Annotated in this window: 26 protein-coding genes; 11 read left to right on the top strand and 15 right to left on the bottom strand. The window is 60.3% G+C overall.

Features of this window, described 5'->3' with window-relative positions; translation table 11 throughout:
* Positions 1 to 2: 2 nt before the first annotated feature.
* Both hemW and J5289_RS04165 read left to right on the top strand, forming a co-directional pair.
* On the top strand, positions 3 to 1202 hold the full coding sequence (hemW, locus tag J5289_RS04170) for a radical SAM family heme chaperone HemW (RefSeq protein WP_257623407.1): 1200 nt from the start codon (positions 3 to 5) through the stop codon (positions 1200 to 1202).
* A 160-nt stretch (positions 1203 to 1362) separates the two neighbouring features.
* On the top strand, positions 1363 to 1866 hold the full coding sequence (locus J5289_RS04165; RefSeq protein ID WP_209182620.1) for a cysteine hydrolase family protein: 504 nt from the start codon (positions 1363 to 1365) through the stop codon (positions 1864 to 1866).
* Between the two features lie 91 nt (positions 1867 to 1957).
* Here J5289_RS04165 and dnaA read toward each other — a convergent pair whose 3' ends face one another.
* The 4 genes from dnaA to mutM all read right to left on the bottom strand — a co-directional run bounded on the left by dnaA (position 1958) and on the right by mutM (position 6537).
* A complete protein-coding gene (gene dnaA / locus J5289_RS04160; RefSeq protein WP_209182843.1) occupies positions 1958 to 3517 on the bottom strand; it encodes a chromosomal replication initiator protein DnaA in 1560 nt (519 codons plus the stop codon).
* A gap of 860 nt (positions 3518 to 4377) precedes the next feature.
* Positions 4378 to 4653, bottom strand: a complete 276-nt coding sequence (gene rpsT / locus J5289_RS04155) for a 30S ribosomal protein S20 (RefSeq protein ID WP_142823836.1) — start codon at positions 4651 to 4653, stop codon at positions 4378 to 4380.
* Between the two features lie 204 nt (positions 4654 to 4857).
* A complete protein-coding gene (locus J5289_RS04150) occupies positions 4858 to 5631 on the bottom strand; it encodes an enoyl-CoA hydratase (protein ID WP_209182619.1) in 774 nt (257 codons plus the stop codon).
* Between the two features lie 15 nt (positions 5632 to 5646).
* Positions 5647 to 6537, bottom strand: coding sequence for a bifunctional DNA-formamidopyrimidine glycosylase/DNA-(apurinic or apyrimidinic site) lyase (gene mutM, locus J5289_RS04145; RefSeq protein WP_142823834.1), 891 nt, complete (start codon positions 6535 to 6537; stop codon positions 5647 to 5649).
* Between the two features lie 175 nt (positions 6538 to 6712).
* On the opposite strand from mutM, the gene ubiE reads away from it, so the two are divergent.
* From ubiE to J5289_RS04130, 3 genes are all read left to right on the top strand, one after another.
* Positions 6713 to 7489 (top strand): bifunctional demethylmenaquinone methyltransferase/2-methoxy-6-polyprenyl-1,4-benzoquinol methylase UbiE, encoded by a 777-nt coding sequence (gene ubiE, locus J5289_RS04140; RefSeq protein ID WP_209182618.1) that lies wholly within the window; start codon positions 6713 to 6715, stop codon positions 7487 to 7489.
* A 64-nt stretch (positions 7490 to 7553) separates the two neighbouring features.
* Positions 7554 to 9128, top strand: coding sequence for a 2-polyprenylphenol 6-hydroxylase (ubiB, locus tag J5289_RS04135; protein ID WP_209206773.1), 1575 nt, complete (start codon positions 7554 to 7556; stop codon positions 9126 to 9128).
* A gap of 87 nt (positions 9129 to 9215) precedes the next feature.
* Positions 9216 to 9893, top strand: coding sequence for a spermidine synthase (locus J5289_RS04130; RefSeq protein ID WP_209187312.1), 678 nt, complete (start codon positions 9216 to 9218; stop codon positions 9891 to 9893).
* Between the two features lie 93 nt (positions 9894 to 9986).
* Here J5289_RS04130 and J5289_RS04125 read toward each other — a convergent pair whose 3' ends face one another.
* Both J5289_RS04125 and J5289_RS04120 read right to left on the bottom strand, forming a co-directional pair.
* Positions 9987 to 10247, bottom strand: coding sequence for a DUF2934 domain-containing protein (locus J5289_RS04125; RefSeq protein ID WP_209182616.1), 261 nt, complete (start codon positions 10245 to 10247; stop codon positions 9987 to 9989).
* Positions 10248 to 10379: 132 nt separating this feature from the next.
* The gene (locus J5289_RS04120; RefSeq protein ID WP_209182615.1) at positions 10380 to 10817 is read right to left on the bottom strand and encodes a hypothetical protein; all 438 of its coding nucleotides are present in this window, start codon (positions 10815 to 10817) and stop codon (positions 10380 to 10382) included.
* Positions 10818 to 11020: 203 nt separating this feature from the next.
* On the opposite strand from J5289_RS04120, the gene J5289_RS04115 reads away from it, so the two are divergent.
* Together J5289_RS04115 and J5289_RS04110 are read left to right on the top strand one after the other, a co-directional pair.
* Positions 11021 to 11752 (top strand): response regulator, encoded by a 732-nt coding sequence (locus J5289_RS04115; protein ID WP_209206775.1) that lies wholly within the window; start codon positions 11021 to 11023, stop codon positions 11750 to 11752.
* Entirely contained in the window at positions 11749 to 13020 is a 1272-nt protein-coding gene (locus J5289_RS04110; RefSeq protein WP_209182614.1) for an ATP-binding protein, read from the top strand. Before J5289_RS04115 ends, J5289_RS04110 begins: the two co-directional genes overlap by 4 nt.
* A gap of 26 nt (positions 13021 to 13046) precedes the next feature.
* Here the strand turns inward: J5289_RS04110 and J5289_RS04105 are convergent, their stop codons facing one another.
* From J5289_RS04105 to J5289_RS04070, 8 genes are all read right to left on the bottom strand, one after another.
* Complete coding sequence (locus J5289_RS04105; RefSeq protein WP_209182613.1) at positions 13047 to 13517, bottom strand: hypothetical protein; 471 nt, start codon at positions 13515 to 13517, stop codon at positions 13047 to 13049.
* 387 nt (positions 13518 to 13904) lie between these two features.
* Positions 13905 to 15866, bottom strand: coding sequence for a MacB family efflux pump subunit (locus J5289_RS04100; RefSeq protein WP_209187311.1), 1962 nt, complete (start codon positions 15864 to 15866; stop codon positions 13905 to 13907).
* Positions 15867 to 15869: 3 nt separating this feature from the next.
* The gene (locus tag J5289_RS04095; protein WP_209182611.1) at positions 15870 to 17081 is read right to left on the bottom strand and encodes an efflux RND transporter periplasmic adaptor subunit; all 1212 of its coding nucleotides are present in this window, start codon (positions 17079 to 17081) and stop codon (positions 15870 to 15872) included.
* A gap of 194 nt (positions 17082 to 17275) precedes the next feature.
* Entirely contained in the window at positions 17276 to 17518 is a 243-nt protein-coding gene (locus J5289_RS04090; RefSeq protein WP_111216367.1) for a DUF982 domain-containing protein, read from the bottom strand.
* 225 nt (positions 17519 to 17743) lie between these two features.
* A complete protein-coding gene (locus tag J5289_RS04085; RefSeq protein ID WP_111216365.1) occupies positions 17744 to 17953 on the bottom strand; it encodes a cold-shock protein in 210 nt (69 codons plus the stop codon).
* 235 nt (positions 17954 to 18188) lie between these two features.
* Positions 18189 to 18668, bottom strand: coding sequence for a chemotaxis protein CheW (locus J5289_RS04080; RefSeq protein WP_209182610.1), 480 nt, complete (start codon positions 18666 to 18668; stop codon positions 18189 to 18191).
* A gap of 203 nt (positions 18669 to 18871) precedes the next feature.
* A complete protein-coding gene (locus J5289_RS04075; protein ID WP_209229140.1) occupies positions 18872 to 20209 on the bottom strand; it encodes an O-antigen ligase in 1338 nt (445 codons plus the stop codon).
* Positions 20210 to 20395: 186 nt separating this feature from the next.
* On the bottom strand, positions 20396 to 20971 hold the full coding sequence (locus tag J5289_RS04070) for a sugar transferase (RefSeq protein WP_209182608.1): 576 nt from the start codon (positions 20969 to 20971) through the stop codon (positions 20396 to 20398).
* Positions 20972 to 21163: 192 nt separating this feature from the next.
* Between J5289_RS04070 and J5289_RS04065 the strand changes: the two genes are divergently transcribed.
* Positions 21164 to 22090: an SDR family oxidoreductase gene (locus J5289_RS04065; RefSeq protein WP_209182607.1), complete on the top strand. Its 927-nt coding sequence runs from the start codon at positions 21164 to 21166 to the stop codon at positions 22088 to 22090.
* On the opposite strand, the gene J5289_RS04060 is transcribed toward J5289_RS04065, so the two are convergent.
* Positions 22087 to 23316, bottom strand: coding sequence for a nucleotide sugar dehydrogenase (locus J5289_RS04060; RefSeq protein WP_247749748.1), 1230 nt, complete (start codon positions 23314 to 23316; stop codon positions 22087 to 22089). The two genes, J5289_RS04065 and J5289_RS04060, sit on opposite strands and share 4 nt — an antisense overlap.
* A gap of 285 nt (positions 23317 to 23601) precedes the next feature.
* Here J5289_RS04060 and J5289_RS04055 point away from each other — a divergent pair, with 285 nt between their 5' ends.
* The 3 genes from J5289_RS04055 to cysW are packed head-to-tail and all read left to right on the top strand — an operon-like array spanning position 23602 to position 26356.
* Positions 23602 to 24630 carry a sulfate ABC transporter substrate-binding protein gene (locus J5289_RS04055; RefSeq protein ID WP_209206776.1) on the top strand — a complete coding sequence of 343 codons (1029 nt, stop codon included), beginning with the start codon at positions 23602 to 23604 and terminating at the stop codon, positions 24628 to 24630.
* A 6-nt stretch (positions 24631 to 24636) separates the two neighbouring features.
* Positions 24637 to 25494, top strand: coding sequence for a sulfate ABC transporter permease subunit CysT (gene cysT / locus J5289_RS04050; protein ID WP_111216351.1), 858 nt, complete (start codon positions 24637 to 24639; stop codon positions 25492 to 25494).
* A complete protein-coding gene (gene cysW / locus J5289_RS04045) occupies positions 25484 to 26356 on the top strand; it encodes a sulfate ABC transporter permease subunit CysW (RefSeq protein ID WP_209182604.1) in 873 nt (290 codons plus the stop codon). Before cysT ends, cysW begins: the two co-directional genes overlap by 11 nt.
* The last annotated feature ends 7 nt before the right edge of the window (positions 26357 to 26363 follow it).

Here is a 26363-nt window from a genome sequence, read left to right as displayed (position 1 = left end):
ACATTGTCGATTCGCATAGCGCGCTTTTGCGTGACGCCCCTCTCCTGCCCGATACCGGCGAGCCCGGTTTTGGTGTCTACGTGCATTGGCCGTTCTGTGCCGCCAAATGCCCCTATTGCGACTTCAACAGCCATGTCCGTCATCAGGCGGTCGACCAGCCGCGCTTTACGGCCGCCTTTCTTAGGGAAATGGCATCGATGCGCCAGATCAGCGGCGCGAAGACGGTCACCAGCATCTTTCTCGGCGGCGGCACGCCATCGCTGATGACGCCGGAAACGGTCGGCACCATTCTCGACGGCATTGCCACCCATTGGCACGTGCCGGATGGGATCGAAATTACGCTTGAAGCCAATCCATCGAGCGTCGAGGCCGAGCGCTTTCGCGGCTATCGGGCTGCCGGTGTGAACCGCGTCTCGCTCGGCGTGCAGGCGCTGAACGACCGTGACCTCAAATTTCTCGGCCGGCTGCACAACACCGAGAATGCGCTGAAGGCCATCGGGCTCGCGCGGGACATCTTTCCGCGCATGTCGTTCGACCTCATCTACGCCCGCCCCGACCAGACGGTTGAGGAATGGGAGCGCGAACTTAAACAGGCGATGTCGTACGCTGTCGATCACCTGTCGCTCTATCAGTTGACGATCGAGGAAGGCACGCCGTTTTTTGGCCTGCACAAGGCCGGCAAACTGGTAGTGCCGGATGGCGACCAGTCGGCGCTGCTCTACGAGGCGACGCAGGAGATCACCGAGCGCGAGGGGATGCCGGCCTACGAGGTATCCAACCATGCCCGCCCCGGCGCCGAAAGCCGCCACAACCTGACCTACTGGCGCTATGGCGACTATGCGGGCATAGGCCCCGGCGCCCACGGGCGGCTGACGCAAGGCCGCGACAAGCTGGCGACGGCGACCGAGCGCAAGCCTGAAAGCTGGCTCGACATGGTCGAGCGCGACGGCCACGGCATCCTCGAGCAGGAAATGCTTGGCTACGACGAGCAGGCCGATGAACTGCTGCTGATGGGGCTCAGGCTGAAGGAAGGCATCGACCTCGTTCGATGGCGGCATTTTTCGGGCCGCGATCCCGATCCCAAGCGCGAAGAGTTCCTGCTCGAGCACGGCTTTATCGAGCGCATCGGCAATTCGCGCCTGCGCTGCACGCCGGCGGGCATGCTGATCCTGGATTCCGTGGTGGCCGATCTGGCGTGCTAAGGGATAGCCAAGCCTGATCGGGAGAAGAAACCCTTTGCCCGATAGGTCGATACCCATCTCTCCACTCCTTGACATGAACGCTACGCGCCCGCGCTACCAAAGCTGCTGAAACGTCTGGTATCCCCGAGGGATGTCTCCAGACCTGCAAAGGAATTCCAGGATGGACCGCACCCTTCTCGTCATCGACATTCAAAATGATTATTTTTCGGGAGGTGCCCTGCCCCTGTGGCAAGCGGACGAAACCGAAAGCAACATTCTCTCGGCGATAGCGAAAGCCAGGGCTGCCGGCGACAAGGTGGTGCTGGTCCAGCACATTTCGGCAGCGAGCGCCGGTCTCTTTGCAAAGGACGGGGCCGGAGCAGCCATTCGCGACAATGTCCTGAAGGCTGCAGACAATGCGCCTGTCGTCATCAAAAGCAGTGCAGATGCCTTTCAGGATACCGACCTTGCCGGACATCTAGACGGCACTGACGAGCTACTGATCTGCGGAATGATGACGCAGAACTGTGTCGTCTTCACCGCGATGTCGAGGGCTGCAGACGGAATGGTGGTGAAGGTGATCGGCGATCTCTGCACCGCGCCCACCGAAACCGTTCACCGTATCGCGCTCAACGCGCTCGGTTCAAAACTTCCGGTGCTGGTCGCCGCGGACGTTTGGAAATGATGACGGAGAACGCTTGGCAACGTCCAAGAGCGTATCTTACAACAGAACGGCCGGCTTTCGCCGGCCGTTTCGATTTATGCCGCCTAGATGACTATTCGTTGATCAGGCGCTTCAGCAGCTCGATCTCATGCGACAGCTTGGTGTCGCCGGAGATCAGTTCCTCGATCTTGCGCACGGCGTGCAGCACGGTCGTGTGATCGCGTCCGCCGAAGCGACGGCCGATTTCCGGGAATGAACGAGGTGTCAGGGTCTTTGCCAGATACATGGCGATTTGGCGCGGCTTGACGATGACTCGGGTACGGCGATTGGAGACCAGCTCCTGGCGCGACACATTGTAATGACGGGCGACAACGCGCTGGATGTCTTCGATGCGCACACGACGCGGCTCGCCGGACCCTACCAGGTGAGCAAGAAGCTCGTCGACGCGCTCGACAGTCAGGTTCGGCTCGAAGGAGCGGCGGAAAACCAGCTGGTTGAAGGCGCCTTCCAGCTCGCGGCCGCTGGCGGTGACGCTGCGGGCAACGTGCGACAACAGTTCTGCCGGGATTTCAAGCGACGGGTCCTCGACCTGGGCAGCGGCCAGCCGCCGATTGAGGATCTCGAGGCGCATCTCGTAATCCGGTGCTTCCAGTTCGATGGCAACGCCGCCCTGCAGGCGCGAACGGACGCGGGGATCGAGCGATTCAAGTTCCCAGGGAGCGCGGTCGGCGGCAACGACGACCTGCTTGGCACTGTCGAGAAGCATATTCAGCAGATGGCAGAATTCGTGCTGGATCATCTTGCCCTGCAGGAACTGCATGTCGTCGATGATTAGAAGGTCGATGTTGCGCAGCGAATCCTTGAGGGTCAGCGCATCATTGTCGCGGATTGCGGTGGCAAAGCGCCACATGAAGTATTCCGCCGTCAGGTAAACGACCCGGAGGGCGCGCGGATTGCGCACGGCAGCGTTGGCGATCGCCTGCAGCATGTGGGTCTTGCCGAGACCGACGCTCGAATGCAGGAACAGCGGGTTGAAGCGCACGGCACCGGCACCGGCTTCCGCGATGGTTTCGGCTGCGGCCAGCGCGATCCGGTTGGAACCGCCTTCGACGAAGGTGTCAAACGTGTAGCGAGGATCGAGCGGCGAACCGAAGAGCGGTGTGCCGAAGCTCGGCGTGCGGGCAGCGCCAGCGGCATTGACAGCCTGGGCGACGGCCTGGCCTGCCGCCTGGGCGGTCTGGCGGCGCATCGGGGCCACGGCGCCCGTATCTGGCACGACGACCTGCTCGTCAGCCGCAGGGGCCTTTGTGCCATGCCGCTGGGCGGTACGGACAAGAATTTCGACCTTGAGGATTTCGGCATCTTCAGCCTGGAACAGGCTTGTGATCATATCCAGGTAGCGGTTGTTGATCCATGACTTCAGAAACGTGGTCGGTACCGTCAGGCGGACGACACTCTTCGACACCGAATGCAGCTTGAGACGGGCAAACCAGCTGGCATAAACGTCGGCACCGACCTGCGCCTTCAAACGTGCGCTCACACGCTCGAACAGTACACTATGCTTCATGTCTGCTTTGTCTCCCGCCACTTCAAGGCAAACCGAGCTCAACGCCTGCTGCGCACCGTCGCCGCTTTTCGCCAGTGCACCGGTCGTCATCGTATTCATCTGCATTTCGCCGCCTTCCAGAATCTCGTCATGTCGGGCGAAGGAACGCCGCCCGATATTATCTCGTCTGATGGCGGGGTCCGGCTCGCACTGAGTCATCGCATCGCGCATCGTTTATTCTCCACAGCTCCTCATAGAGCCAGCGCAAGACCTGTGACGAACACCGCACTCAAGCGGCCCCCGTCTTCGATCGTCTCGCCCAAGCGCAGTCTCTCGGTCCTCGCTTACCGACCGACCCGCCAGAGTGGCTGTTCAATCTTGTCACAGCTCCTGACAATCCGGCATATGGACCGTGCCATCAGGACACACGTCGGCCGTCAGGAGACATTGCTGTCATCTTGTCCGAACGCGTCAACTTTATGAAAAAACGGAAACTAACGCTCCGCCACAAGAAACAAAACTATCCACCCTGCCTGAACTGGCAGCGTTCGCCAAAGCCGTTTCGGATTAAGCCGTGCCCCTTGTTGGAAATCATTTAGGCAGGATCGGCTGCCAAGATCAACGGGCATTTTTGCGCTTGTCGGAGGGTTTGCCATTGACTCCGGGAGCCAATTTTGGCTGTCACGCCCCTGTCAAAAAAGAATCGCTTTTGAATCAAGGGGATTCACCTCTGATGCAAATTCGACACGTCTGGAATCAAAAAAAATAATAAAGTTCTTGACTCAGTGAGCGGCGGAATTTGTCAGAAAAAGCCGCAATTCACCTTATGCAATTGAGCCAAGCCTCTGATTTACAACTTCTTTTCGTGTCACAGGAAAGACATTAATCAGACATGCTGCCGTCATCAGGCGGTGGAAAAAATCCGAATCCAAAAAGCCCGGCTAAGGACCGGGCTTGGAGCTAAACGCTGCAATCGTTACTGTAATTTAAGCGGCAGGAGCCGACAGAGCCTTAACACGCTTGGCAAGACGCGAGACTTTGCGCGATGCCGTGTTGGCCGGTACCACGCCCTTGCTGGCAGCGCGTGCCAGTTCTGGTTCGACAGCCTTGAAGGCTGCAGTTGCCAGAGCCACGTCGCCGGAAGCGATTGCTTCTTCGATCTGGCGAACGAAAGTACGAACGCGCGAACGGCGCGCCTTGTTGACGTCTGTGCGGCGAGCGATCTTGCGGGTCGCCTTTTTTGCCGAGCTTGTATTGGCCATGTATGCCTCTCTAGAATTCGAACAAAGTCCCGTCACCGTCGTGCCGGACCGTGTGGTCCTGTCATCCAGCAATGCGGGAGCAATCGCGGAAAACCAGATAGGCTTTCCAAACTGTGGCGGGCATATAGCCTTAAAGCGGAGGTCCGTCAACGCGGTTTCGCCAAAAACCAATCAGCAGCGCGTTTTCCACCGGCGCTTTTAGCATCAGCGGTTTTTGAACATTGGCTTACGCTTGGCAACGAAAGCCGCCATGCCTTCCTTCTGGTCTTCGGTGGCAAAGAGGCTCTGGAACAGGCGACGCTCGAAGCGAAGTCCTTCCTCCAGTGTCGTTTCCAAGGCGCGGCCGACAGCCTCCTTGGCCATCAGCACGGAAGGACGCGAATGCGAGGCAATCTTCGCAGCGGCTTTGAGCGCTTCTTCCACGAGCGCCTCGGCCGGTACAACGCGCGCCACCAGCCCCGACCTTTCGGCCTCAGCCGCATCCATCATCCGGCCGGTCAACACCATGTCCATGGCCTTGGCCTTGCCGACAGCCCGCGTCAGGCGCTGGGAGCCGCCCATGCCGGGGATGATGCCGAGCGTGATCTCGGGCTGCCCGAATTTTGCAGTCTCGGCGGCGATGATGAAATCGCACATCATTGCGAGCTCGCAGCCTCCGCCCAGCGCAAAGCCGCCAACGGCCGCGATCACCGGCTTGCGTGCCTTGGCGATCTCGTCCCAGCCGCCCAGGAAGTCGCTCTTGTAGACATCGACGAAGTCCAGCGACTGCATCTCCTTGATATCGGCGCCGGCGGCGAAGGCCTTGTCCGAGCCTGTCAGGACGATGGCACCGATGGCGTCGTCCGCGTGGAAAGCCGCATAGGCTGTCTTCAACTCCGAGAGCATGGTCAAATTCAGCGCGTTCAGCGCCTGCGGGCGATTGAGCCTGATCAGGCCGACGGCGTCGTGGGTTTCGACGATCAGGGTTTCATAGGCCATCGACATCTCCTCGCATCATTTCTGGCAGGTGGCACAATAGAAGGTAGAGCGGCCGGCCTGGACTATTCGGCCGACCTTACCGCCGCAGCCCTCTGTCCGGCAAGCCTCGCCTTCCCGGTCGTAGACAGAAAAGGAATGCTGGAAATAGCCGAGCGAACCGTCCGTTTGGATATGATCGCGCAGCGACGACCCTCCGGCAGCGATCGCATCGGCGATGACGTCACGTATGCAGGCCACCAGCCGCACCAGCGTCTCGCGCGGCTTGCCGGTCTTTGTCGACAATGTTCCGCTGGCACGCAAAGGCGACAGGTGAGCCCGCCAGAGAGCTTCGCAGACATAGATATTGCCGAGGCCGGCAATCGTTTTCTGGTCGAGCAGCGCGCCTTTCAGCGGCTGGGCCTTGCCGGAAAACCGCTTTGCCAGCCCTTCCGGGCTCAGCGCATTGCCCGTCGGCTCGGGACCGAGATCACGGAAAAAAGGGTGTGCAGCCATCTCCGCCCGGGCAACGATATCCATGAACCCGAAACGCCGTGGATCGTTGTAGACGACACGCATGGCTTCGCCATTGCGCGCCAGATGGAAGATGACGTGATCGTGAACCTCGTTCTTGGAGCGCGGGTGGTGAAAGTCGCCGGGCGTAACGGCCGCCTCCCCAGCCTCTATGCGGAACGAGCCGGACATGCCGAGATGGGCGACGACGGTCATGCCGTTGTCAAGATCGATCAACAGATACTTGGCGCGGCGCGAAAGGGATGCGATCCGCTGGCCCGCTATGGATGCTGCAAATTCTAGCGGAAACGGAAAGCGCAGGTCGCCCCGGCGCAGCTCCAGCCGCTCTATCACTGCCCCTTCCATCGCCGGGGCAAGGCCACGCCGCACGGTTTCGACCTCTGGTAATTCGGGCATGACAATCCATCTTCAGGTGTGACCAGCAGCAGCAGGGACCGCGACCAAATGCGCTTTGCTTTCCAGCGGCCATGTTCTAAACCAACGACAACGTGCCGTGGCATCAGCCAGTCAGATAGCGTGGCACCAGCATTTTCGCCACAGCCGGCGGCGATTTAGATAAGGGAGTTGAGTGATGGCAAAGAGCCGCACCGCCGCCGATGGCGGCATGGAGACATCCTACGGATTTCGCGACGTGGCTGAAGGCGAAAAGCAAGCCCTCGTCAACGACGTGTTCCACAAGGTCGCCAAACGCTACGACGTCATGAACGATGTCATGTCTATGGGCCTGCACCGCGCCTGGAAAGACGCGATGATTTCAGCCCTTCATCCGCGCAAGGACGCGACCTACAAGGTGCTCGATGTTGCTGGCGGCACGGGCGATATCGCCTTGCGTATCGTTGAGGCATCCGGCAAGCTGGCCCACGCTACCGTGCTCGACATCAATGGCTCGATGCTGGCGGTCGGCGCCGACCGCGCCGAAAAAAAGAAGATTTCGGAGAACCTGACTTTCGTCGAAGCCAACGCCGAGGACCTGCCGTTCGAAGACAACAGTTTTGACGCCTATACGATCGCCTTCGGCATCCGAAACGTGCCGCGCATCGACGTGGCGTTGAAGGAAGCCCACCGGGTGTTGAAGCGCGGCGGCCGGTTGCTGGTGCTGGAATTTTCCGAGGTCGACCTGCCCTTGCTCGACAAAGTCTACGACGCATGGTCGTTCAACGCCATTCCGCGCTTTGGAAAGGCCATTACCGGCGAGGCCGAGCCCTATCAGTACCTGGTGGAGTCGATCCGCAAGTTTCCCAACCAGCAGGACTTTGCAACGATGATCCGCCAGGCCGACTTCAGTCGCGTCACCTTTACCAACTACACCGGCGGCATTGCGGCACTGCATTCCGGCTGGAAGCTCTAGGCATGGGGCGGACAGAGGTCCAGAAGCTGGCGCTGCCCGGCGCAGCAGACAGAGAAACAACAGCATGAGCTCTTTCGGCGGATATTTTGGCCTGATCCGGGTTGGCTGGGTCCTGGTGCGGGAAGGCGTTGTCGAGGCCCTACCCTCCGAAGGCTTGCCGCCATCGGTCAGCCTCGCCAAGTCCTTCGTGGCGCTGTTTGCCCGCCGCCGCTCGAAAACCAAGGCGCGCAGCGACAGGCTTTCTAAGGCAGTCGAGCGGCTCGGACCTTCCTATGCGAAAATCGGCCAGTTCCTGGCAACGCGGCCGGATGTCGTCGGTATCGAATTTGCCAATGACCTTTCGCAGCTTCAGGACAGCATGACGTTCTTTCCGATGGCCGCCGCCAAGGCCAATATCGAAGGCTCGCTGGGCCGGTCGCTCGACGATCTCTATGCCAGCGTCGGCGAACCGATTGCCGCAGCCTCGATCGCACAGGTGCACCCGGCCGAGGTGAGGACGGCCGATGGCCTTCGCAAGGTGGCGATCAAGGTCATACGGCCGGGCGTGCGCCAGCGCTTCGCCAACGATATCGCCGTCATGTATCTGGTGGCAGGCTTGCAGGAACGGTTCGTCCCCTCGAGCCGGCGGCTGCGCCCTGTCGAGGTGACGAAGGCGCTGGAGCAGACGACCAGGGTCGAGATGGACCTCCGGCTGGAAGCCTCGGCACTGTCGGAAATTGCAGAGAACACCGCAGGCGACGAAGGCTTCCGCGTCCCGAAAGTCGATTGGGAGCGCACCGGTCGCGACGTCATCACCATGGAGTGGATCGATGGCATCAAGATGTCCGATGTCGATGCGCTGCGCGCTTCCGGACATGATCTCAACCGCCTTGCAGACACGCTTATCCAGTCGTTCCTGCGCCACACGCTGCGCGATGGCTTTTTCCATGCCGACATGCATCCAGGCAATCTCTTCGTCGATCCGCAGGGCATCATCGTTGCCGTCGATATGGGAATCGTCGGTCGTCTGGGCAAGAAGGAACGGCGGTTCCTCGCGGAAATCCTCTACGGGTTCATCACCCGCGATTACCTGCGCGTCGCCGAAGTGCATTTCGAGGCGGGTTATGTACCGGCCCACCACAACACGGAGAGCTTCGCCCAGGCGATCCGAGCCATCGGCGAGCCTATCCATGGCCAGCCGGCAGAAACGATCTCGATGGGCAAGCTGCTGACCCTGTTGTTCGAGGTGACCGAGCTGTTCGACATGGAAACGCGACCCGAACTGGTGATGCTGCAGAAGACCATGGTCGTGGTCGAGGGCGTCTCCCGCATGCTCAATCCGCGCTTCAATATGTGGAAGGCGTCGGAGCCCGTCGTCGGCGAATGGATCCGCAACAATCTCGGTCCGAAACGCATTATCGGCGACCTGCAGGATGCCTTGAAGGCCGGGGTCAAACTGGCCGAGGCCGTGCCCGAAATCGCCGCCAAGACCGAGCTGTTCCACCGGCAGCTGCTGGCCATGAGCCAGAACGGATTGCGCTTCGACAACGAGACCGCCGAGGCGATCGGCAAGGCTGAGGCGCGCCACACGCGGTCTGGTCGCCTGGCCCTCTGGCTGATCGCGCTGACGCTGATCTACATTGCCTGGAAACTGAGCTAGCGAGCGGCCTGGCTGAGCAGCTGCGACGCCGTAGCCGGACGCCGGCATCGCTGACCATCAACGCGACCAACATCGAAGAGCCGCCCTGTGATCCCATGGACCCTGCTTGATACCGCATCCATCCCCAACGGTGGCGGCGAGCTGCGGCTGAAGCAACGAGGCCGGGAGTTCTCGATCATGCTCGGCAGCAACGAACTGATGAACAGCAGGCTCAGCGGCTCCGAAGAAGCCCTGGCAACACTTGCCTGCGAGAGGATTGCCGCTCGGCCGTCGCCGCACCTGCTGATCGGCGGGCTCGGCATGGGGTTCACATTGCGGGCGGCACTGGGTGCGATCGGCAGCGATGCCCGGGTGACCGTGGCGGAGCTTGTGCCGGCCGTGGTCGCATGGGCACGCGGCCCGATGGCAGAGATTTTCTCCGGAAGCCTCGACGATCCACGCGTTGCGGTCCACGAGGGAGATGTGGCCGCCGCTATCCAGAGCGGCCGCGAGAGCTACGACGCCATCCTGCTCGACGTCGACAACGGCCCGGATGGGTTGACTCACGCGGCCAATGACGGGTTATACAATAGGAAGGGCTTGCTCGCCGCCCGTGACGCCCTGCGCCCCGGCGGTGTTCTTGCAGTGTGGTCCTCTGGTCCCGACACGCGTTTTACCAAACGGCTGCGGGACGCGCGGTTTTCTGCGGAAGAAGTAGCCACGCGCGCTAACGGCAAACGTGGCGGCGCCCGCCATATGATCTGGATAGCCGTCAAATCGCAGTAGGAGCTGGTTCGACGGGAGAGGCGCAATGATAGATCATTAGCCGGCATTCAATCGCATGGCGCGACGGCGCCGGAGCCCCTCATCGCCGCCTGTTTAGGACTTCTTTTTGCGGCTGGCTTTGGGTTGTGTAGCGCCATTGCCGTGGCGGGCACTAGCGGCCGCTGGCTTTTTGATGGTAGCTTCGGCGCTATCGGGAAGCGTCATTGCGTTGGCATCTTCCGCCGGGATATCTGCGTTCGAGATTTCCTGCCAAGCCTGTAGCCAGTGGCGCATGTCTTCACCCTGGGGGCGTCCCTGCTCTTCCCAGATGCTGTACGCGCGGTCCCTGATCTGCTGTTCGCGGTCGTCTTGCATAGTCATTTCCTCCTCTTGGCAAAAACTGCCTCTCGGCAGCGATAAACCAAAAGGACGGGAAGAAGTTCCCGGATCAACGGTTTTAGGACCGGATACGCAGATCACTGACCGGCAACGAGCGATACAAAAAACCTACCTTGCCGAGGCCAGAGACCGGTCGTCCACGTCCTGCTGGCCAATCGGCCGCTGCCCGATGTGCGCAAAAGGTGCCGTGCGGATCTTGCAAAGCCTGATCTCGTCGGCCAGCGTCTCGAGAGCTTCTATCAGCCGCATACGGCTCTGCTCCACAAGGCTGTCATCGGCTTTGCGCGGGCTGAACGTACCCATAGCGCGAACGAAAGCATGGGATGCGTCGCAAACCATCGGCAGGCACTCCTCGACATAGATGTCGATTTCGATCCGATGCAGGCTGCTTGCCAGATAACGCAGCACCAACGCCGGCAACTCCCTGGCAGAGGAGCCGCTTGCCGTCCGGATCCGGGAGCAGAGGTCAACGAGATCGGCGTCGCCATTGGAAACATGGCTGACATGGCCAAGTGACGTGTCTGAAAGATCGTGGGAATGGCGCATTTCCGCTCCTTGATTCGCTTCTATGGTGCAGACGCTAACCATGGCGTGTGAACGGCACCTTTCCCTAGATGTCTGAACTTTTCTCGCAAAAGGATTTTTTGTGAACCTGGCCGTCCCTGCTATTTTCTGGCTGGCCGCAGTTGTCGATGCCCTTCTCATACCGCCCGGTTTGTATAAAGCTTTGCTGAACTGGATTTTTGATCATGAACAACAATGCTTCCCCCGACATCCTCATCGTCGACGACGACCATGAAATCCGGACGCTGCTCAGCCGTTATCTCGAAGAGCAGGGGTTCAGGGTATCGACGGCCGGCGATCTGCGCGGCTGTAACGAGGCGATGAGCCGCCGCACCCCCGATCTGCTGGTTCTCGACGTCATGCTGCCGGATGGCTCTGGGCTCGACCTTTGCCGCGATCTCTGGGGCCGACGGCCGCGGGTGCCGGTAATCCTGCTGACGGCGCTGAAGGAAGATATCGACCGGATTCTCGGCCTGGAGATTGGTGCCGACGACTATCTCGGCAAGCCTTTCAATCCACGCGAGCTGGCCGCACGCATCCGCGCCGTGTTGCGCCGTTCCAACGACGAAGCAGAAACCGAGCCCCAGCGCCAGAGTTACGAGTTCGCAGGCATGAAGCTCGATCCGCAGTTGCGGCGCGTCACCCGGGACACCGGCGAGATCATCGGCCTGACCGGCGCCGAGTTCGACCTGCTGAAGGCATTCCTGGAGCGTTCCGGGCGCCTTCTGTCACGTGACCAACTGCTCGATGTCACCCAGGGCCGTGACCGCGATCCGGCCGACCGGTCGATCGACGTTTTGATGAGCCGCCTTAGGCGAAAACTCGGCGAGACGCCGGACATGCCGATTTTCCGAACGATCCGCAACGGCGGCTACCAGCTCGTCGTTCCGGTGACAGCCGTAAAGGGCGAGGCATGAAATCGCTCGGTACGCGCCTTGCACTGCTGCTGGTAACCGCCATCGTGCTGGTCGTCATAACCTCGTCGCTGGCCGCAGCGCTTGTCATGCGTGGGCCCAGGCCTGAGGAGACCATGGACCCCGTGGCGCGGCAGATGCACTGGCTTGCCAATGTCGCCGAGCATAACGCCGAAGAAGCGGCATCCCGCGGCATGGTGATCTCTGATGAACCTGCCGCAGGTGAGCGCGATGAGCGCTTTTCCAATTTCCTGACGGAAGGACTGAGCCGTACCGGCGACCCGCTGGAAGCCTTCGTCACCAGACAGGATGAGACAGCCGGCACAACGGCATCGATCAAGCTTGCCAGCGGAAAATGGCTACTGGTGCCGATGCCGAATTTCGGCCCGCCGCCTGGCGGCTGGAAAATTCTCATCGGCTGGCTCAGCCTCATCGTCGCCGGCAGCGTCGTGATCTCCATCGTCGCCGCCTCGAAAATCATCAAACCGTTGCGCCTGCTGGAGAAAGTGCTGGGCGAGATCGGCCCGGATGGAACGCTGCCGCATGTACCGGAAACAGGTCCTGGCGAAATCCGCGTGACGGCGCAGGTGCTGAACCGGTTGTCGGCCAAGGTCAAGCGCGCCACGGAAAGCCGCATGCGGCTGGTCGCTGCAGCCGGCCATGACCTTAGAACGCCGATGACCCGGATGCGCTTGCGTGCCGAGTTCATCGCCGACGATATCGAGCGCCGGAAATGGCTTGCCGACCTGGAGGAACTCGACCAGATCGCCGACAGCGCGATCGGCCTCGTACGGGAAGAAGTCAATCACGACAGCCTTCAGGACATCAGGCTGGATCTTGTCGTCACGGATATCGTCGACGAACTGGCGGCAATCGGCATGGATGTCTCGGTGGCAACGACAGAGCAGACGATTGTGCGTGTCGGGCCGCTGGCCCTGACGCGGGCGCTAAGAAACCTGCTGATCAATGCTGCTACCCACGGTGAATCCGCCACCGTTTCGGTGACCGCGACCAATGGCATTGCCAAGGTCGAGATCAACGATACAGGCTCGGGCATTCCCGAGGAGCGACTGAGCCAGGTGTTCGAGCCATTCTTCCGGATCGACATCGCCCGGCAGAAATCCTTCCCTGGCGCGGGGCTCGGGATGGCAATCGCCAAGGAAATCATCTCCCGCTTCGATGGCGAGATTGCGGTTCGCAACAGAACCACAGGCGGCCTTGCTCAGGTGATCACATTCAAGGCGGCCGCCTTACAGGAGGCGCAGTCCTAGGGCTTGCTGCCCCACACACTGCCATTTCAGACGTAGGCCGTGCGCTGGCCGAAGCTTGTATCGGCGGTGAAGTTGGTGGTGCCTATACGGTCGCTTTCGCCGGACATCGGCGACGATGCCTCGTCATCCGCGCTGGTGCTGTTTGCCGTTGCACTATCGGACGGTGTTGCCTTGGCGGACGCAACAGATTGAGCCGGACCCGCAGTAGCGGATGACTGTGTGCCGCCAGATTTGCCGCCAGCAGCCGTGCCGGACTGCGCGCTTGCGGTGGCTGCGGCCTCGATCTTGTCGAGCTTTGCCTGCAATGTCGCGATATCCGCTTTCAACGCGTTGGCATCGTCGGCATCCTTGGTATCGGCTAGCTCCGTTTTCTTGGCCGCGATCTGCGCCTTGATGGTCGTCTCGTCGCTCGCGCCGGTAGACGAGGAGGAAGACGAAGAAGACGTCGTTGATGCCGTAAAGAGCGAGATTGTGGAACTCGAGACCGCGCTGACCATGATGCTACCCCCGTGATGAATTGAGACATCACGTTCGCGCGCGTTCAATTAAGCGGTGGTAAACGGCCCGTTTTGGCTCCTTTGCAACCGCACTTTCGACGCGCCTCAGGATATTGATTATTAGTAATTTAAATCAATTACTTAACCAACTGAGATAGCTGTCATGAACGCATGTCGGGTCAACAGTAAAAGAGGCGGGCATATTGAGACACCAATTTCCGCAGAATGACCTTCTTTCAGCAATGCTTGGAAATGTTTCTGCCGCGCAGTGCTGTAAATTTTGGTGGTTCGCTGCTTCCTGATTAGCATCGATCGGCCAGCTTCGTCACCATGCCCCACATCTTGGCGAAGCTGGCTTTTCCCCTTGAAAGCCACAGACACTTCGCGTCAATCGCGCGCCAGCGCCGCGACAGGATCCAGCAGCGAGGCGTTGCGCGCCGGCATGAAGCCGAACACCACGCCGATCAGGCATGAAAAGCCGATCGCCAGCAGGATCGAGCCATCGGAATAGATCAGCGAGAAATTGGTACTGATCGCATTGAAGACCGCGCCGAAGGTCATCGCGGTGGCAATGCCTAACGCGCCGCCGAGCGCACAGACAATCACGGCTTCGATCAGGAATTGCTGGAGAATATCCTTGCGCCGGGCGCCGACGGCCATCCGCACGCCGATTTCACCCACCCGCTCGGACACCGACACCAGCATGATATTCATTACCCCGATACCGCCGACGAGCAGGGAAATGACGGCGATGGCCGCCACCAGCAGCGTCAGGGTCTCGGCCGTGGCGGTGATCGTCTTGCGGATGTCGTCCGTATTCAGAATGGAAAAGTCCTGCGCCGCGTGGCGACGTTTCAGAAATTGCGTGATGGCATCCTCGGCAACCGAGCTTGATGCATCGTCGGACACCCGCACGGTGATGCTGCGCAGCGACATATCGCCGAGGAAGCGTGCCTGGACGCTGGTATAGGGCAGATAGACCGACAGGTTGTCGCTGGAGCCGAACCCGCCCTGCTGCATGGCAATGACGCCGATGACGCGGATCGGCGTCTTGCCGACCAGTATGATCTGGCCTACCGGATCGAGCCCGGTATTGTCGAACAGCGACGATGCGGTATTCTGGTCGATGACGGCGTTCTGGGTAATGTCCCGCACATCCCTGTCATCGAAGAACCGGCCTTTCGTCAGCTTCGAGCCCTTGGCTACAAAATACTGGTCGCCGACGCCGTTCACCAGGGCATTGGCCTCCTTGGCGCCGAACCGAACGGTGGTGCTGGTCGAAACCGTGGGCGTCACCGCTGCGACATAGCTCAGCTGCTTCAACGCGTTGGCATCCGAGACCACCAGGGTCTTGATGCGACCTGCGCGGGGATCGCCAAAACCCTTGCCCGGAAATATCTCCAGCGTGTTGGTGCCGAGGCCACTGATATTGGAAAGCACCTTCTGCTGCGTTCCCTGCCCCAGAGCGACGACGCAGACGACCGAGGCAATGCCGATGATGATGCCGAGCATAGTCAGGAAAGTCCGCAAGCGGTGCGCCTTGAGCGCCAGGATCGCCATGATGAAGGCTTCGCGCAAACTGGCGAGGCCAGCCCGCCAGCCCGGGCCGGATTGCGGCGCTGGTCTCACCATCGCGGATACAGGGCCGGTCGGCAACGCGGCTTTTTCCGAAGGACGATCGGCGACGATGCAGCCGTCGGATATTTCTATGATCCGGTGGGCATGGGCCGCGACCGACATGTCGTGGGTGACGATGATGACCGTATGTCCTTCGGCATTCAACTCGTTGAGAATGCGCAGGACATCTTCACCGCTCTGCCTGTCGAGCGCGCCGGTGGGCTCGTCGGCGAGGATGACGTTGCCGTTGTTCATCAACGCCCGCGCGATAGAGACACGCTGCTGCTGGCCGCCGGAAAGCTGGCCGGGCCTGTGACCGAGACGATCTCCAAGACCAAGCCGCACAAGCAGTTCCCGCGCGCGGATGCTGCGCGCAGATGACTGGCCGGCGTAGATGGCCGGGACTTCGACATTGCCGAGAGCGGTCAGTTCGGACAGCAGGTGATAGCGCTGGAAGATAAACCCGAAATGCTCGCGGCGCAGCTTCGACAGAGCATCGCTGTCGAGCGTTTGCGTCGATTGGCCGGCGACGGCATATGTCCCCGACGTCGGCCTGTCGAGCAGCCCCAGAATGTTCATCAGCGTCGACTTGCCGGATCCCGAGGGACCGACAATGGCGATCATCTCGCCCTCTTCGATCGACAGGTTGATCTCCTTGAGGACGCTGATCGTGCTGTCGCCCGAACTGTAGTCACGCCTGAGATCGGTTAGCCGGATGATTGGCTCGGCCATGGCCTAAAGTCCCATCGGTGGCGGCCCGCCCATTTTCGTCGTCGCCTGGGTGGCACTTCTCTCGCCGACGACGACCCGCTCGCCCTCCGACAACCCGGACTGGACCTCGGCGCTGACATTGTTGTTGAGACCGATCTTCACCTTGCGCATCGACGTCGAATTGTCGGCTGCGGCGACCTGCACATCGTACTGGCCATCCGCGCCTATGGCGCCCAAGGCTGCTGAAGGTATGGTGAGGACGCCCCGCGCCGAGCCCAGCACGATGTGAACCTCGGCGGACATGTAGGTCCGGAAGCGGCCGTCGGGATTGGGAACATCAAAGATGCCGTTGTAGTAGATCGCAGAGGTCGATGTCGACGAAGTGGTGGACGAACTCGATGTCGTGCTCGACGAACTGATGCTGCTGTCGCTGGTGATCGATTCAGGAGCCGGCTCTATAGATTGCAGTACCGTGCGGTGGATCGTTCCGGGATCGCCGAGGATAGTAAAGTCGATCGCCTGGCCGACCTTGACCTTGACGACATCGGCCTCCGAAATTTCGGCCCGCACCGTCATCGTCTGCAATTGGCCGAGAATGACAATGGTCGGAGCCGACTGTGCAGCGTTGACTGTCTGGCCCTGCTGATTGACGATCGCCAGAACGGTGCCATCCATCGGCGCGGTGATATGGGTATAGGCAAGGTTGGCTTCTGCTGTCTCGACGGCGACTTGGGCAGAGGTTATCTGGGCATCGAGAGCTGCGATCTCGGCGGTCGTTTTCTTGACGGTTGCTACGGCGCTGTCGAGGTCCGACTTAGGACCGGCCTGCTTGGCAAATATCGCTTGCTGGCGCGTAAGGGTTATCTCGGCGTTTTCGAGATCAGCTTCGCTCTCGTCGCGCTGCGCCTTGACGTTGGCAAGGGAGGCCTGCGCCGTGCGAAGTTCGTTTCTTTGGGTGACGGAATCGATCTCGGCAACCAGCGCACCTTTCTGGACCGTATCACCAAGCTTGACATTGAGGGCGGTGATGCGGCCGGAAACCTGCGCGCCGACGGCTACCATCTGCGCTGGCTTGAAGGTGCCAGAAGCAAGAACTGTCTCCTCGACATCGCCGCGCGTGACGGCTGCCGCGATGAAAGACGGTCCGTCGGCCGCAAACAGCCGGCCGCGAAAAACAAAGACTACCGCAGCGACGACCAGCAGCGGCAGGAGCACGAATAAAAGTGCACGGTGCATCAGGAATTCTCCCCGTCGAAGTCAAAGGCGGGACAGGCAGGCTGCAGCAATCGGATCATCAAACTCTCCATTGCGCCGGGCATAACATCCATCGGCGAACGGCGTTTTTCCGAATATTTCCAAAAGTGTCCGGACTGGTATTTTTTAGGGATGCCGCCTGTTTCATGCGACGATCCGCTGGATATGGCTGGAAATCAGCGAGGCTTGAGGTTGGCCTCCTGGGCTGCCTCGACGAAGACCTTGCGGGCGTCTTCCGAATCCTTGTTGCCTGCAAGAGCAGCACGGCAAAAGCGGCGCGCGGCGGCATGGCGTGGACCGGGACTGCCCGGCCATGGGCCGTCCAGAAACTCGAGCGCTTCGGCAGGGTTCTTGAGGGTTATGAGTTCGCCTGGCTTGACCGTCAGGGTGACGATTTCGCTCCATCGTGTAGGGCGCATGATATCTCCAATGCCGCAATCGTCACCCATTTCGGATGAAGTTGCCGGTACAGATTGTTTGGTTAGATCGGGAGGCTGGCGCGTGTCGGCTCGAGATGCCTGACACGAAGGCGTTTGCCTGCAGCGAGAAGACCGACTGCAACCAAAAAAGGCCAGGCATATTGCCTGACCTTCCGATGGTGTTCATGCCCCGGCTACGTTGCCGCTGCCGGGACAGAAAGACCTTTAAGCAGCCTGAAGCTGAGCGGCAGACATCTTGCCCGACTTGTTGTCGCGCTCAAGCTCGTAGGAGAGCTTCTGGCCTTCGACGATTTCGCGCATGCCAGCGCGTTCGACGGCCGAGATGTGAACGAAAACATCGGCATCGCCGTTGTCAGGCTGAATGAAGCCGAAGCCCTTTGTGGAATTAAACCATTTAACTGTGCCAGTGGCCATGACGAAACCCTTTCATGTAATTTGAAGGATCGCCGCGCAAAAAGCGCCGCGAGGTGAAGTCCCGATTTTGAAAGGAAGTTCGTCCAGGGCACGCAAGATGCGCGCAATAACAAAAGTCAGACAAGCAATATCGACAACCTTTAGATAGGGTTCGGTGGCCCTGATGTCAACCTGTCGACCATCAGCCGGGGCAACCAGGGCAAGTCACCGAACACAAATGTGGTCAGCCGCCGGCTCAGGCGGCCAGGTTTTCCAGTCCGGATGCTTCGAACATGCGCTCAAGATTGAGAAAGCAGATCATGCCGCTATCCTGAGCAATGATGCCATCGGAATAGCTCGTGCCGCCTGGGACATTCATGTCGGGAACTGGTTGCAGCAGGGCGGCATCGATGGTGAGGATATCGGATACGCTGTCGACGATCAGGCCCATCGATGTTTCGTTGATTTCGGCGACCACGATGGCGCTGCGCTCGGTCGGCACGGTGCTTTTCATGCCGAGCTTGAGCGAAAGGTCGATGATTGGGATCACCGTGCCGCGCAAGTTCATCACGCCCATGACCTCAGCCGGCGAATGGGGGATCGGCGTTGCGGCATCCCAGCCGCGGATCTCGCGAATGGCCGTCGTGCGTACGCAAAATTCCTGGCCATTGAGGTGGAAGGAAAGGATTTCGAGGGTATCGCCGCTCGAATGCGATTGCTTGTTGACGATGTTCATCAAAACTCCTGCCGGCCGAGGCGGCTGCGTTGCCAGCGAATGACCCGAACGTTGACAGGCGGATGGCGGCGCCTGGACGCTCTTACCATGACGGGTAACAATTGCGTTTTGATTAAACGGGCGGTTGCCCTTTTAAGCAAACGGCAGAGTTTTCGAATATTCGCATCCCGACAGCGACAATCCTTCGCTTGCGCATTGCGCTTTCAGCCTCTCGCGCCGGGCTCTTCCCGCAATGCGTCGTAGTCGTGCGCCGTTCGCATGTTGCACCAGCAGGCAAAGGCCGAACTGAGGAGGGCCAGGCTTTCGCCGATCGCCAGTCTGTTGTTCGAGTTGCTGAGTAGCGTCAGGGCGAAGAAGAACAGGCCGACCGTGTAGACGTGGAAGGCGGCGCGCGGGATGACGCCGGCACGAAAGGCACGAAACACCGAAACGAACAGCGCGCCGAGGATGACAGACATGATGACCGCGCCGAAGATACCGAAGCGCACCAGGATTTCGAGATAGCCGTTGTGGAACAGCGTATACCTGACGTTCGGATAGCGCGCGGCATTCAACTGGTCGACCCATTTGCTTCCCCAGCCGAACACCGGCGCCGAGGAAATGAGTTCGCCGGCGTCGTACCAGAGCTGCAAACGCTCATCCATCGAGACAGGTGTCGTCGGTGAATCGATCGTTCCGAGCACGACCCCGTTGAAGTCGCGACGCGCGTGAAAGCCCTCAAGCATGGAAATCGCCGCATCGACAGTCGGCCCGGCCGTCTTGTTGAGATTGTGGCGTACGGCATAGGCACCGCAACCGAGAAGGATGGATGCGGCGACAATGGTGATCAGCCCGGTACGCAGACGCAGATAGGTCAGGGACAACAAGCCGGCGATCGGCAACGTCAAGGTCAGCGCCAGCCAGACGCCCTTGGACTTTGCGCCATAGATAGCGATGAGACAGAGGACCATCACAACAGGTGCGACGACAAGGCCAAATCGGCGCAGGAGCGGCTTCGCATCGCTGTTGGAAAGGTAGTGAAGCCACCAGAAATAGGCCGACAAAAGGATGAGGCCGCAGGCGACCGCCCCGTGAATCTGGTTGTTCATGATCAGGGGCTTGACCGTTTCGCCGGCAAATATCCGCACGTATCCGGTGGTGGTCGCGAGCATCACTAGGGCGACCGCGAAAAACGCTGCGACGATGCGCTCGATCCGCCCTTCCGTCATCGAAAAGGCAACACCCAGGATCGGGAAGAAAAACGGGAAAGCGTAGAGCCACTCGGATGCGCCGCTCTCGTGCGGATGCGTCATGATGTAGAAGCGAAGGAAGCGGACCGCGACATAGATGCCCCACGCCATGCAGAGCCAGCCAAGCCAGTTTGTAGCGGGCCGGTTCGGCATCTTCAGGAAATGGACCAGAGCAATGATGGCGAGAACTGCCGATGCATAGCGATAGGCATCCGTTTCGACGAACACCGCGGAGGCAGCGAAAAGCCAGGCGATACTAATGATAACCGTCAGAAGGGCATTCGGCTTCGCTGCAGTCGATGTAGTCATCATATCCCTTGACCGCTCCGATAGGTAGGTGGGCATTGACCCCGGCCTCGCCGAGGTCTTCGGGTGTCCGACCGGACAATCTCCTGACGCTTATCCCGAGGTGCCGGCTGGCTGTAAAGAGGGGATCGGGGTTTCAGCTGCAGCAGGGCTCGAAATTCACGCCGTCATGGCAAGAAGATCGCACTCGGCTCAATGCGTTACGCCATCCCGCCCCAGCACCTTCATGGCGGTGAGGAGAATGATCCATAGATCAAACGCGAAGGATCGACGCTTCAGATACTCGGCGTCGAGCCGTACTTTGTCGGGAATGGGCAGCTCATCGCGGCCGTTGATCTGGGCCCAGCCGGTCAGGCCCGGCACCAGAGCGTGGACGCCGCTGGCAGTGCGAAGCTCGATCAGGTCCTGCTGGTTGAAGAGGGCTGGACGCGGACCGACAAGGCTCATCTCGCCCTTGAGGATGCACCAGAGCTGCGGCAACTCGTCGAGGCTGGAGCGGCGCAGGAAGGAGCCGATCGGCGTCAGGTAACGTGTCGGGTCGGAAAGCAGATGGGTCGCAACGGCTGGCGTATCGACGCGCATGCTGCGAAATTTCGGCATCCGGAAAATGCGATTGTCCCGGCCGACCCGATCGGACCAGTACAGCACTGGCCCCTTCGAGGTTGCACGGACACAGATTGCCACGACCAGGATCGGAATCGAAAACAGGATCGCTGCCGCAAGGGCTGCGAACAGGTCGAAACTGCGTTTGGAGACGGTGTACAACATCTGGAACTGCCGGAGAGAAATTTCGGCGTGAATCTCATATCCCGGGCGATTTCACAATCAGATTGTCGTTTGCACCCTGTTTTCCCGGTTTCGGATCGCATCCCGACGTCTATCGCCTGAGTGCTGATAGCGCTAATAGCAGACAGAAACGCGGGATGATCGAATGCTTGAAACTACCACAGGGGCCGGCGCATGATATTGGTGACCGGGGCAACCGGGTTCGTTGGCACAGCGCTCTGTGCGGACCTTACTGCGCGCGGGATTGCCTCTCGTCCGGCCAGTCGCCTGCCTACGTCAGGGTTTCATCCGGTGGGCGCGATCGACGCCCGCACGGACTGGACCGAAGCGCTGGCCGGCATCGATTGCGTGGTTCATCTAGCCGCTCGCGTGCATGTCATGGATGATACGGCGGCAGATCCGCTGGCTGCGTTTCGTGCCGCGAATGTCGACGCCACGCTCAATCTGGCACACCAGGCCGCAGCGGCCGGCGCTCGGCGCTTCATTTTCGTGAGTTCGATCAAGGTAAACGGCGAGGAGACGGCCCCAGGCCGGCCTTTCACCGCCGCAGACGTGCCGGAGCCCAGGGATCCCTACGGGCTTTCGAAATGGGAGGCAGAACAGGCGCTGTTTGACCTCGGCAGGCAGACGGGGATGGACATCGTCGTGATTCGTCCGCCACTTATCTACGGTCCGGGTGTCAAAGCCAACTTTGCGAGCCTGATGCGCCTTGCGCGGCGCGGCCTGCCCCTGCCGTTCGGCCTCATCTCCAACAAAAGGTCGCTGCTGTTCGTCGGCAACCTGACGGATTTCATCATCCTCTGCGTCGCTCACCCGGACGCTGCCAACCGCACATTTCTCGTCAGCGACGGCGAGGACCTTTCCATCGGGCAGTTGATCGCCGGCATTTCTGGCGCAATGGGTCGCAAGACCTGGCTGCTGCCCGTGCCACCCCGCCTCATCGAAGCGGCTGCGGCAATGCTGGGCAAGGGTTCGGCGGCGAGACGGCTGCTGGGTTCGCTGCAAGTCGATATCGGCGAGACCCGACGCATTACCGGCTGGACGCCACCGTTTTCAAGCGAACAGGGTCTGGCGCTGACGGTGCAGGCCTTCCCAGGCTAGAGGCTCCAGACGGCATGGCCCACAAGGCCTGGATTGTCGAGTTGGAGCGCCGATTTGACATCGACCACGACGCCGCCGGGTTTCAGCAGGTCTAGCAGGGCTCCGGCATCGTCGACGAGATACTGGCGGTGCGGGACGGCAAGGACGATAGCATCGAGTGGCGGGAATGCATCGAGGGCGGTGAAGCGAACGTCATATTCATGTTCGGCCTCGTCAGCATCGGCCATCGGGTCGTGGATAAGGGGCTTGAGTCCGAACTGGTGCAACTCGCGGATGATGTCTGGCACGCGGCTGTTGCGCAGATCGGGGACATTCTCCTTGAATGTCAGGCCGAAGATGCCGATCCGCGCACCGTTGATCGGCTTTTCCGCCGACACCAGCATCTTGATGAGCTTCTGGGCTATAAAAGCCCCCATGCCGTCGTTGATCCGCCTGCCGGACAGGATGACTTCGGGATGGTAGCCAAGTTCCTCGGCCTTGGCCGTCAGGTAATAGGGATCGACGCCGATGCAGTGGCCACCGACCAGCCCTGGCGTGAAGGGCAGGAAATTCCACTTGGTCCGCGCTGCCTCAAGAACGTCGGCGGTGCGGATGTCCATCTTTTCGAAGATGATCGACAGCTCGTTCATCAGCGCGATGTTGAGGTCGCGCTGGGTGTTCTCGATGACCTTGGCAGCCTCGGCAACACGGATGCTGGTCGCGCGGTGGATGCCGGCATCGACAACGCTGCTGTAGATCGCCGCGACCCGTTCGAGCGTTTCCGGCGTATCGCCGGACACCACCTTGACGATGCGCTCGAACGTGTGTTCGCGGTCGCCGGGGTTGATGCGCTCCGGCGAATAGCCGAGATGGAAGCCTTCGCCCTGTTTCAGGCCGGAGACTTCAGCCAGCACCGGGCCGCAGATTTCCTCCGTGACACCGGGAAAGACCGTCGATTCGTAGACGACGATTGCGCCCGGCTTCAGCACCTTGCCGACGGTGCGCGAGGCGGCGATCAGCGGCCGCAGGTCCGGCTGGCGGTTCTTGTCGATCGGCGTCGGCACCGCGACGATGAATACCGTGCGATCGCCAAGGTCTTCCAGGCCGCTCGACAGGCGCAGCGAAGTCTCGCGAAGGCGGTCTGGCGAAACTTCCCGGGTCGAGTCCCGGCCATTTTTCAGGTCTTCGACCCGCGCGTCGTTGATATCGAAACCGATGACCCCGGCGTATTTGTCGGCCAGGGCCATGGCGACCGGCAGGCCGACATAGCCCAGCCCTATCACTGCAATTTTTTCGCTCACGAACTTATTCCTCAGGCATTTCGAGCAATTAACGCAAAGGGACCGGCAATGTCAGCTTAAATCATGATCGGGATCGATGAGATCCAGTCTCTGCGGCTTCGCTCAGCAATGTGATTTCATTTTCCGCGAGTCTATGGGATGAAATTCCACGTTGGCGGGCGTCGCGGGAACAATCGCCGTTACATTATACGACCAGATTGGTAGAGTTGAGGCACAATCAGGGAGGTGTTCATGCAGACGCTACGGCTATCCAGACTTCTTGCCACCGCAGTGCTGATCGGCAGCTTTTCGCTCTCCGAACTGGCACCCGTTTTTGCAGCCGAACAGACGCTGCTCAACGTGTCCTACGATCCGACGCGCGAACTCTACAAGGATTTCAACGCCGCCTTCGCTGCCAAGTGGAAGAAGGATACCGGCGAGACCGTCGAGCTCAAGGCTTCGCACGGCGGTTCGGGGGCCCAGGCTCGCTCGGTCATCGACGGCCTGAACGCCGATGTAGTGACGCTGGCGCTCGAAGGCGATATCGATGCGATCTCCAAGGCGACCAACAAGATCCCGGCGGACTGGAACACCAAGTTTCCCAACAAGAGCGTGCCCTACACCTCGACGATCGTCTTCCTCGTCCGCAAGGGGAACCCCAAGGCTATCAAGGACTGGCCCGATCTCATCAAGGACGGCGTCCAGGTCATCACTCCGAACCCCAAGACCTCGGGTGGCGCGCGCTGGAACATTCTTGCAGCCTATGCCTGGGCAAAGGAAGCCAATGGCGGCGACGATGCCAAGGCGGAGGAATACCTCTCGAAGCTGCTAAAGCACGTGCCGGTTCTCGACAGCGGCGCCCGTGGCGCGACGACGACATTCGTGCAACGCGGCCTCGGCGACGTCTTGCTTGCCTGGGAGAACGAAGCCTACCTGTCGCTCGAGGAACTCGGGCCGGACAAGTTCGAGATCGTCACCCCGTCGGTATCGATCCGGGCCGATCCACCGGTTGCCGTTGTCGACGGCAATGTCGACAAGAAGGGCACGCGCAGGCTGGCCGAGGCTTATCTGAACTATCTCTATTCGGACGATGGACAAAAGATTGCGGCTGCGCATTATTACCGTCCGATCAAGCCTGCAGCCGCCGACCCGAAAAACATTGCCCGCTTCCCCAACCTCAAGCTCGCCTCGATCGACGATTTTGGCGGATGGAAGGTGGCGCAGCCTAAATTCTTCGCGGATGGTGGTATCTTCGACAAGATCTACAAGCCGGGACAGTAAGACTAGATGCAGGCACCAACCCGTAGACGGTGGCAATTCAGGCAACCGAGCGTCATTCCAGGATTTGGAATGGCGCTCGGTTTTACCTTGATATGGCTTATCCTCATCGTTCTCATTCCGATTTCAGGCCTGCTGCTGAAGACGAGTTCGCTCGGCTGGGGAGCCTTCTGGTCTATCGCGTCAGACCCTCGGGTTCTCGCGGCGTTGCGAATGAGCTTTGGCGGCGCCCTGGTCGCTGCCGTCGTCAATGCAATTTTCGGCGTCATTCTGGCCTGGGTGCTGGTCCGCTACAATTTCCCCGGAAAGCGGATCATCGATGCCGTCGTTGACCTGCCCTTCGCGCTGCCGACGGCCGTCGCCGGTATCGCGCTGACCACACTCTATTCGCCGAATGGCTGGATCGGCCAGTTTCTCTCGCCGCTCGGCATCAAGGTCGCTTTCACGCCCGTGGGCGTAGTGATTGCACTGATTTTCGTCGGCCTGCCCTTCGTGGTGCGCACGGTACAGCCGATCATGGAAGAAATCGACCGCGAGGTCGAAGAGGCTGCAGCAACGCTCGGCGCTAACCGCTTCCAGACCATCACCCGGGTGCTGCTGCCGGGGCTAGCTCCTGCCGTGCTCACCGGCTTCGCGCTTTCCTTTGCACGCGCGGTCGGGGAATACGGATCGGTTATCTTCATCGCCGGCAACCTGCCCTACGTGTCGGAAATTGCACCGTTACTGATCGTCATACGGCTCGAGGAATATAATTATGCCGCAGCGACCGGCATCGCCGCGATCATGCTGATCATCTCCTTCGTGATGCTGCTGGTGATCAACCTCATCCAGACCTGGAGCAGGCGGAGGTACGGCTATGGCGCATGATCCAACAGTGCCGCCTCATGAGGTGACGTCTGCCGTTACCGAGAGTCGGTTCGCCCGCTGGACGCTGATCGCAATCTCGCTGGTTTTCCTGGCGCTGATCCTGCTGCTACCGATGGCAGCCGTTTTCGTCGAAGCGTTTCGCAAGGGCGCTGGCGCATTTTTCGAGGCGCTGCAGGACGAGGAGACATTTTCCGCCATCAAGCTGACGCTGATTGTCGCGGCCATCAGCGTGCCGCTCAACCTGGTTTTCGGCGTGGGTGCGGCCTGGGCGATCGCCAAGTTCGAATTCAAAGGCAAGGCGTTCCTGACGACGCTCATCGACCTGCCCTTCTCGGTATCCCCGGTCATCGCCGGACTGGTGTTCGTGTTGCTGTTCGGCTCCAACAGCCTGCTCGGCCCATGGCTGGAGGCAAACAACATCAAGATCCTGTTCGCGGTGCCGGGGCTCGTACTGGCGACGATGTTCGTCACCTTTCCGTTTGTCGCCCGCGAACTGATCCCGCTGATGCAGGAACAGGGCACGGCCGATGAAGAGGCCGCCCTTTCGCTCGGCGCCAGCGGTTTCCAGACCTTCTGGTACGTGACGCTGCCGAATATCAAATGGGGGCTGCTCTACGGCGTGCTGCTCTGCAACGCCCGCGCCATGGGCGAATTCGGCGCAGTCTCGGTGGTGTCAGGTCATATCCGCGGCGAGACCAACACCATGCCGCTGCAGATCGAAATTCTCTACAACGACTACAATTTCTCCGGCGCTTTCGCCGTGGCAACTCTGCTTGCGCTGCTCGCCTTGGTGACGCTTATTCTCAAGACGTTGCTGGAAATGCGCTTCAGCGAGGAAATCGCTGCGAGCCGGCGTCACTAAGGAAGAC

This window comes from Rhizobium sp. B230/85, from assembly GCF_019355735.1.
In the GTDB taxonomy this organism is placed as follows: domain Bacteria; phylum Pseudomonadota; class Alphaproteobacteria; order Rhizobiales; family Rhizobiaceae; genus Rhizobium; species Rhizobium rhododendri.
Note: the sequence above shows the minus strand (reverse complement) of the source record. Positions and strands in the feature narration are given on the sequence as shown.

Coding starts and splice junctions, on each gene's coding strand:
- J5289_RS04165 (WP_209182620.1), top strand. CDS start 1,363: ATGGACCGCACCCTTCTCGTCATCGACATTCAAAATGATTATTTTTCG.
- dnaA (WP_209182843.1), bottom strand. CDS start 3,517: ATGCAGATGAATACGATGACGACCGGTGCACTGGCGAAAAGCGGCGAC.
- rpsT (WP_142823836.1), bottom strand. CDS start 4,653: ATGGCCAATACAAGCTCGGCAAAAAAGGCGACCCGCAAGATCGCTCGC.
- J5289_RS04150 (WP_209182619.1), bottom strand. CDS start 5,631: ATGGCCTATGAAACCCTGATCGTCGAAACCCACGACGCCGTCGGCCTG.
- mutM (WP_142823834.1), bottom strand. CDS start 6,537: ATGCCCGAATTACCAGAGGTCGAAACCGTGCGGCGTGGCCTTGCCCCG.
- ubiE (WP_209182618.1), top strand. CDS start 6,713: ATGGCAAAGAGCCGCACCGCCGCCGATGGCGGCATGGAGACATCCTAC.
- ubiB (WP_209206773.1), top strand. CDS start 7,554: ATGAGCTCTTTCGGCGGATATTTTGGCCTGATCCGGGTTGGCTGGGTC.
- J5289_RS04125 (WP_209182616.1), bottom strand. CDS start 10,247: ATGCAAGACGACCGCGAACAGCAGATCAGGGACCGCGCGTACAGCATC.
- J5289_RS04120 (WP_209182615.1), bottom strand. CDS start 10,817: ATGCGCCATTCCCACGATCTTTCAGACACGTCACTTGGCCATGTCAGC.
- J5289_RS04115 (WP_209206775.1), top strand. CDS start 11,021: ATGAACAACAATGCTTCCCCCGACATCCTCATCGTCGACGACGACCAT.
- J5289_RS04110 (WP_209182614.1), top strand. CDS start 11,749: ATGAAATCGCTCGGTACGCGCCTTGCACTGCTGCTGGTAACCGCCATC.
- J5289_RS04105 (WP_209182613.1), bottom strand. CDS start 13,517: ATGGTCAGCGCGGTCTCGAGTTCCACAATCTCGCTCTTTACGGCATCA.
- J5289_RS04100 (WP_209187311.1), bottom strand. CDS start 15,866: ATGGCCGAGCCAATCATCCGGCTAACCGATCTCAGGCGTGACTACAGT.
- J5289_RS04095 (WP_209182611.1), bottom strand. CDS start 17,081: ATGCACCGTGCACTTTTATTCGTGCTCCTGCCGCTGCTGGTCGTCGCT.
- J5289_RS04090 (WP_111216367.1), bottom strand. CDS start 17,518: ATGCGCCCTACACGATGGAGCGAAATCGTCACCCTGACGGTCAAGCCA.
- J5289_RS04085 (WP_111216365.1), bottom strand. CDS start 17,953: ATGGCCACTGGCACAGTTAAATGGTTTAATTCCACAAAGGGCTTCGGC.
- J5289_RS04080 (WP_209182610.1), bottom strand. CDS start 18,668: ATGAACATCGTCAACAAGCAATCGCATTCGAGCGGCGATACCCTCGAA.
- J5289_RS04075 (WP_209229140.1), bottom strand. CDS start 20,209: ATGATGACTACATCGACTGCAGCGAAGCCGAATGCCCTTCTGACGGTT.
- J5289_RS04070 (WP_209182608.1), bottom strand. CDS start 20,971: ATGTTGTACACCGTCTCCAAACGCAGTTTCGACCTGTTCGCAGCCCTT.
- J5289_RS04065 (WP_209182607.1), top strand. CDS start 21,164: ATGATATTGGTGACCGGGGCAACCGGGTTCGTTGGCACAGCGCTCTGT.
- J5289_RS04060 (WP_247749748.1), bottom strand. CDS start 23,316: ATGGCCCTGGCCGACAAATACGCCGGGGTCATCGGTTTCGATATCAAC.
- J5289_RS04055 (WP_209206776.1), top strand. CDS start 23,602: ATGCAGACGCTACGGCTATCCAGACTTCTTGCCACCGCAGTGCTGATC.
- cysT (WP_111216351.1), top strand. CDS start 24,637: ATGCAGGCACCAACCCGTAGACGGTGGCAATTCAGGCAACCGAGCGTC.
- cysW (WP_209182604.1), top strand. CDS start 25,484: ATGGCGCATGATCCAACAGTGCCGCCTCATGAGGTGACGTCTGCCGTT.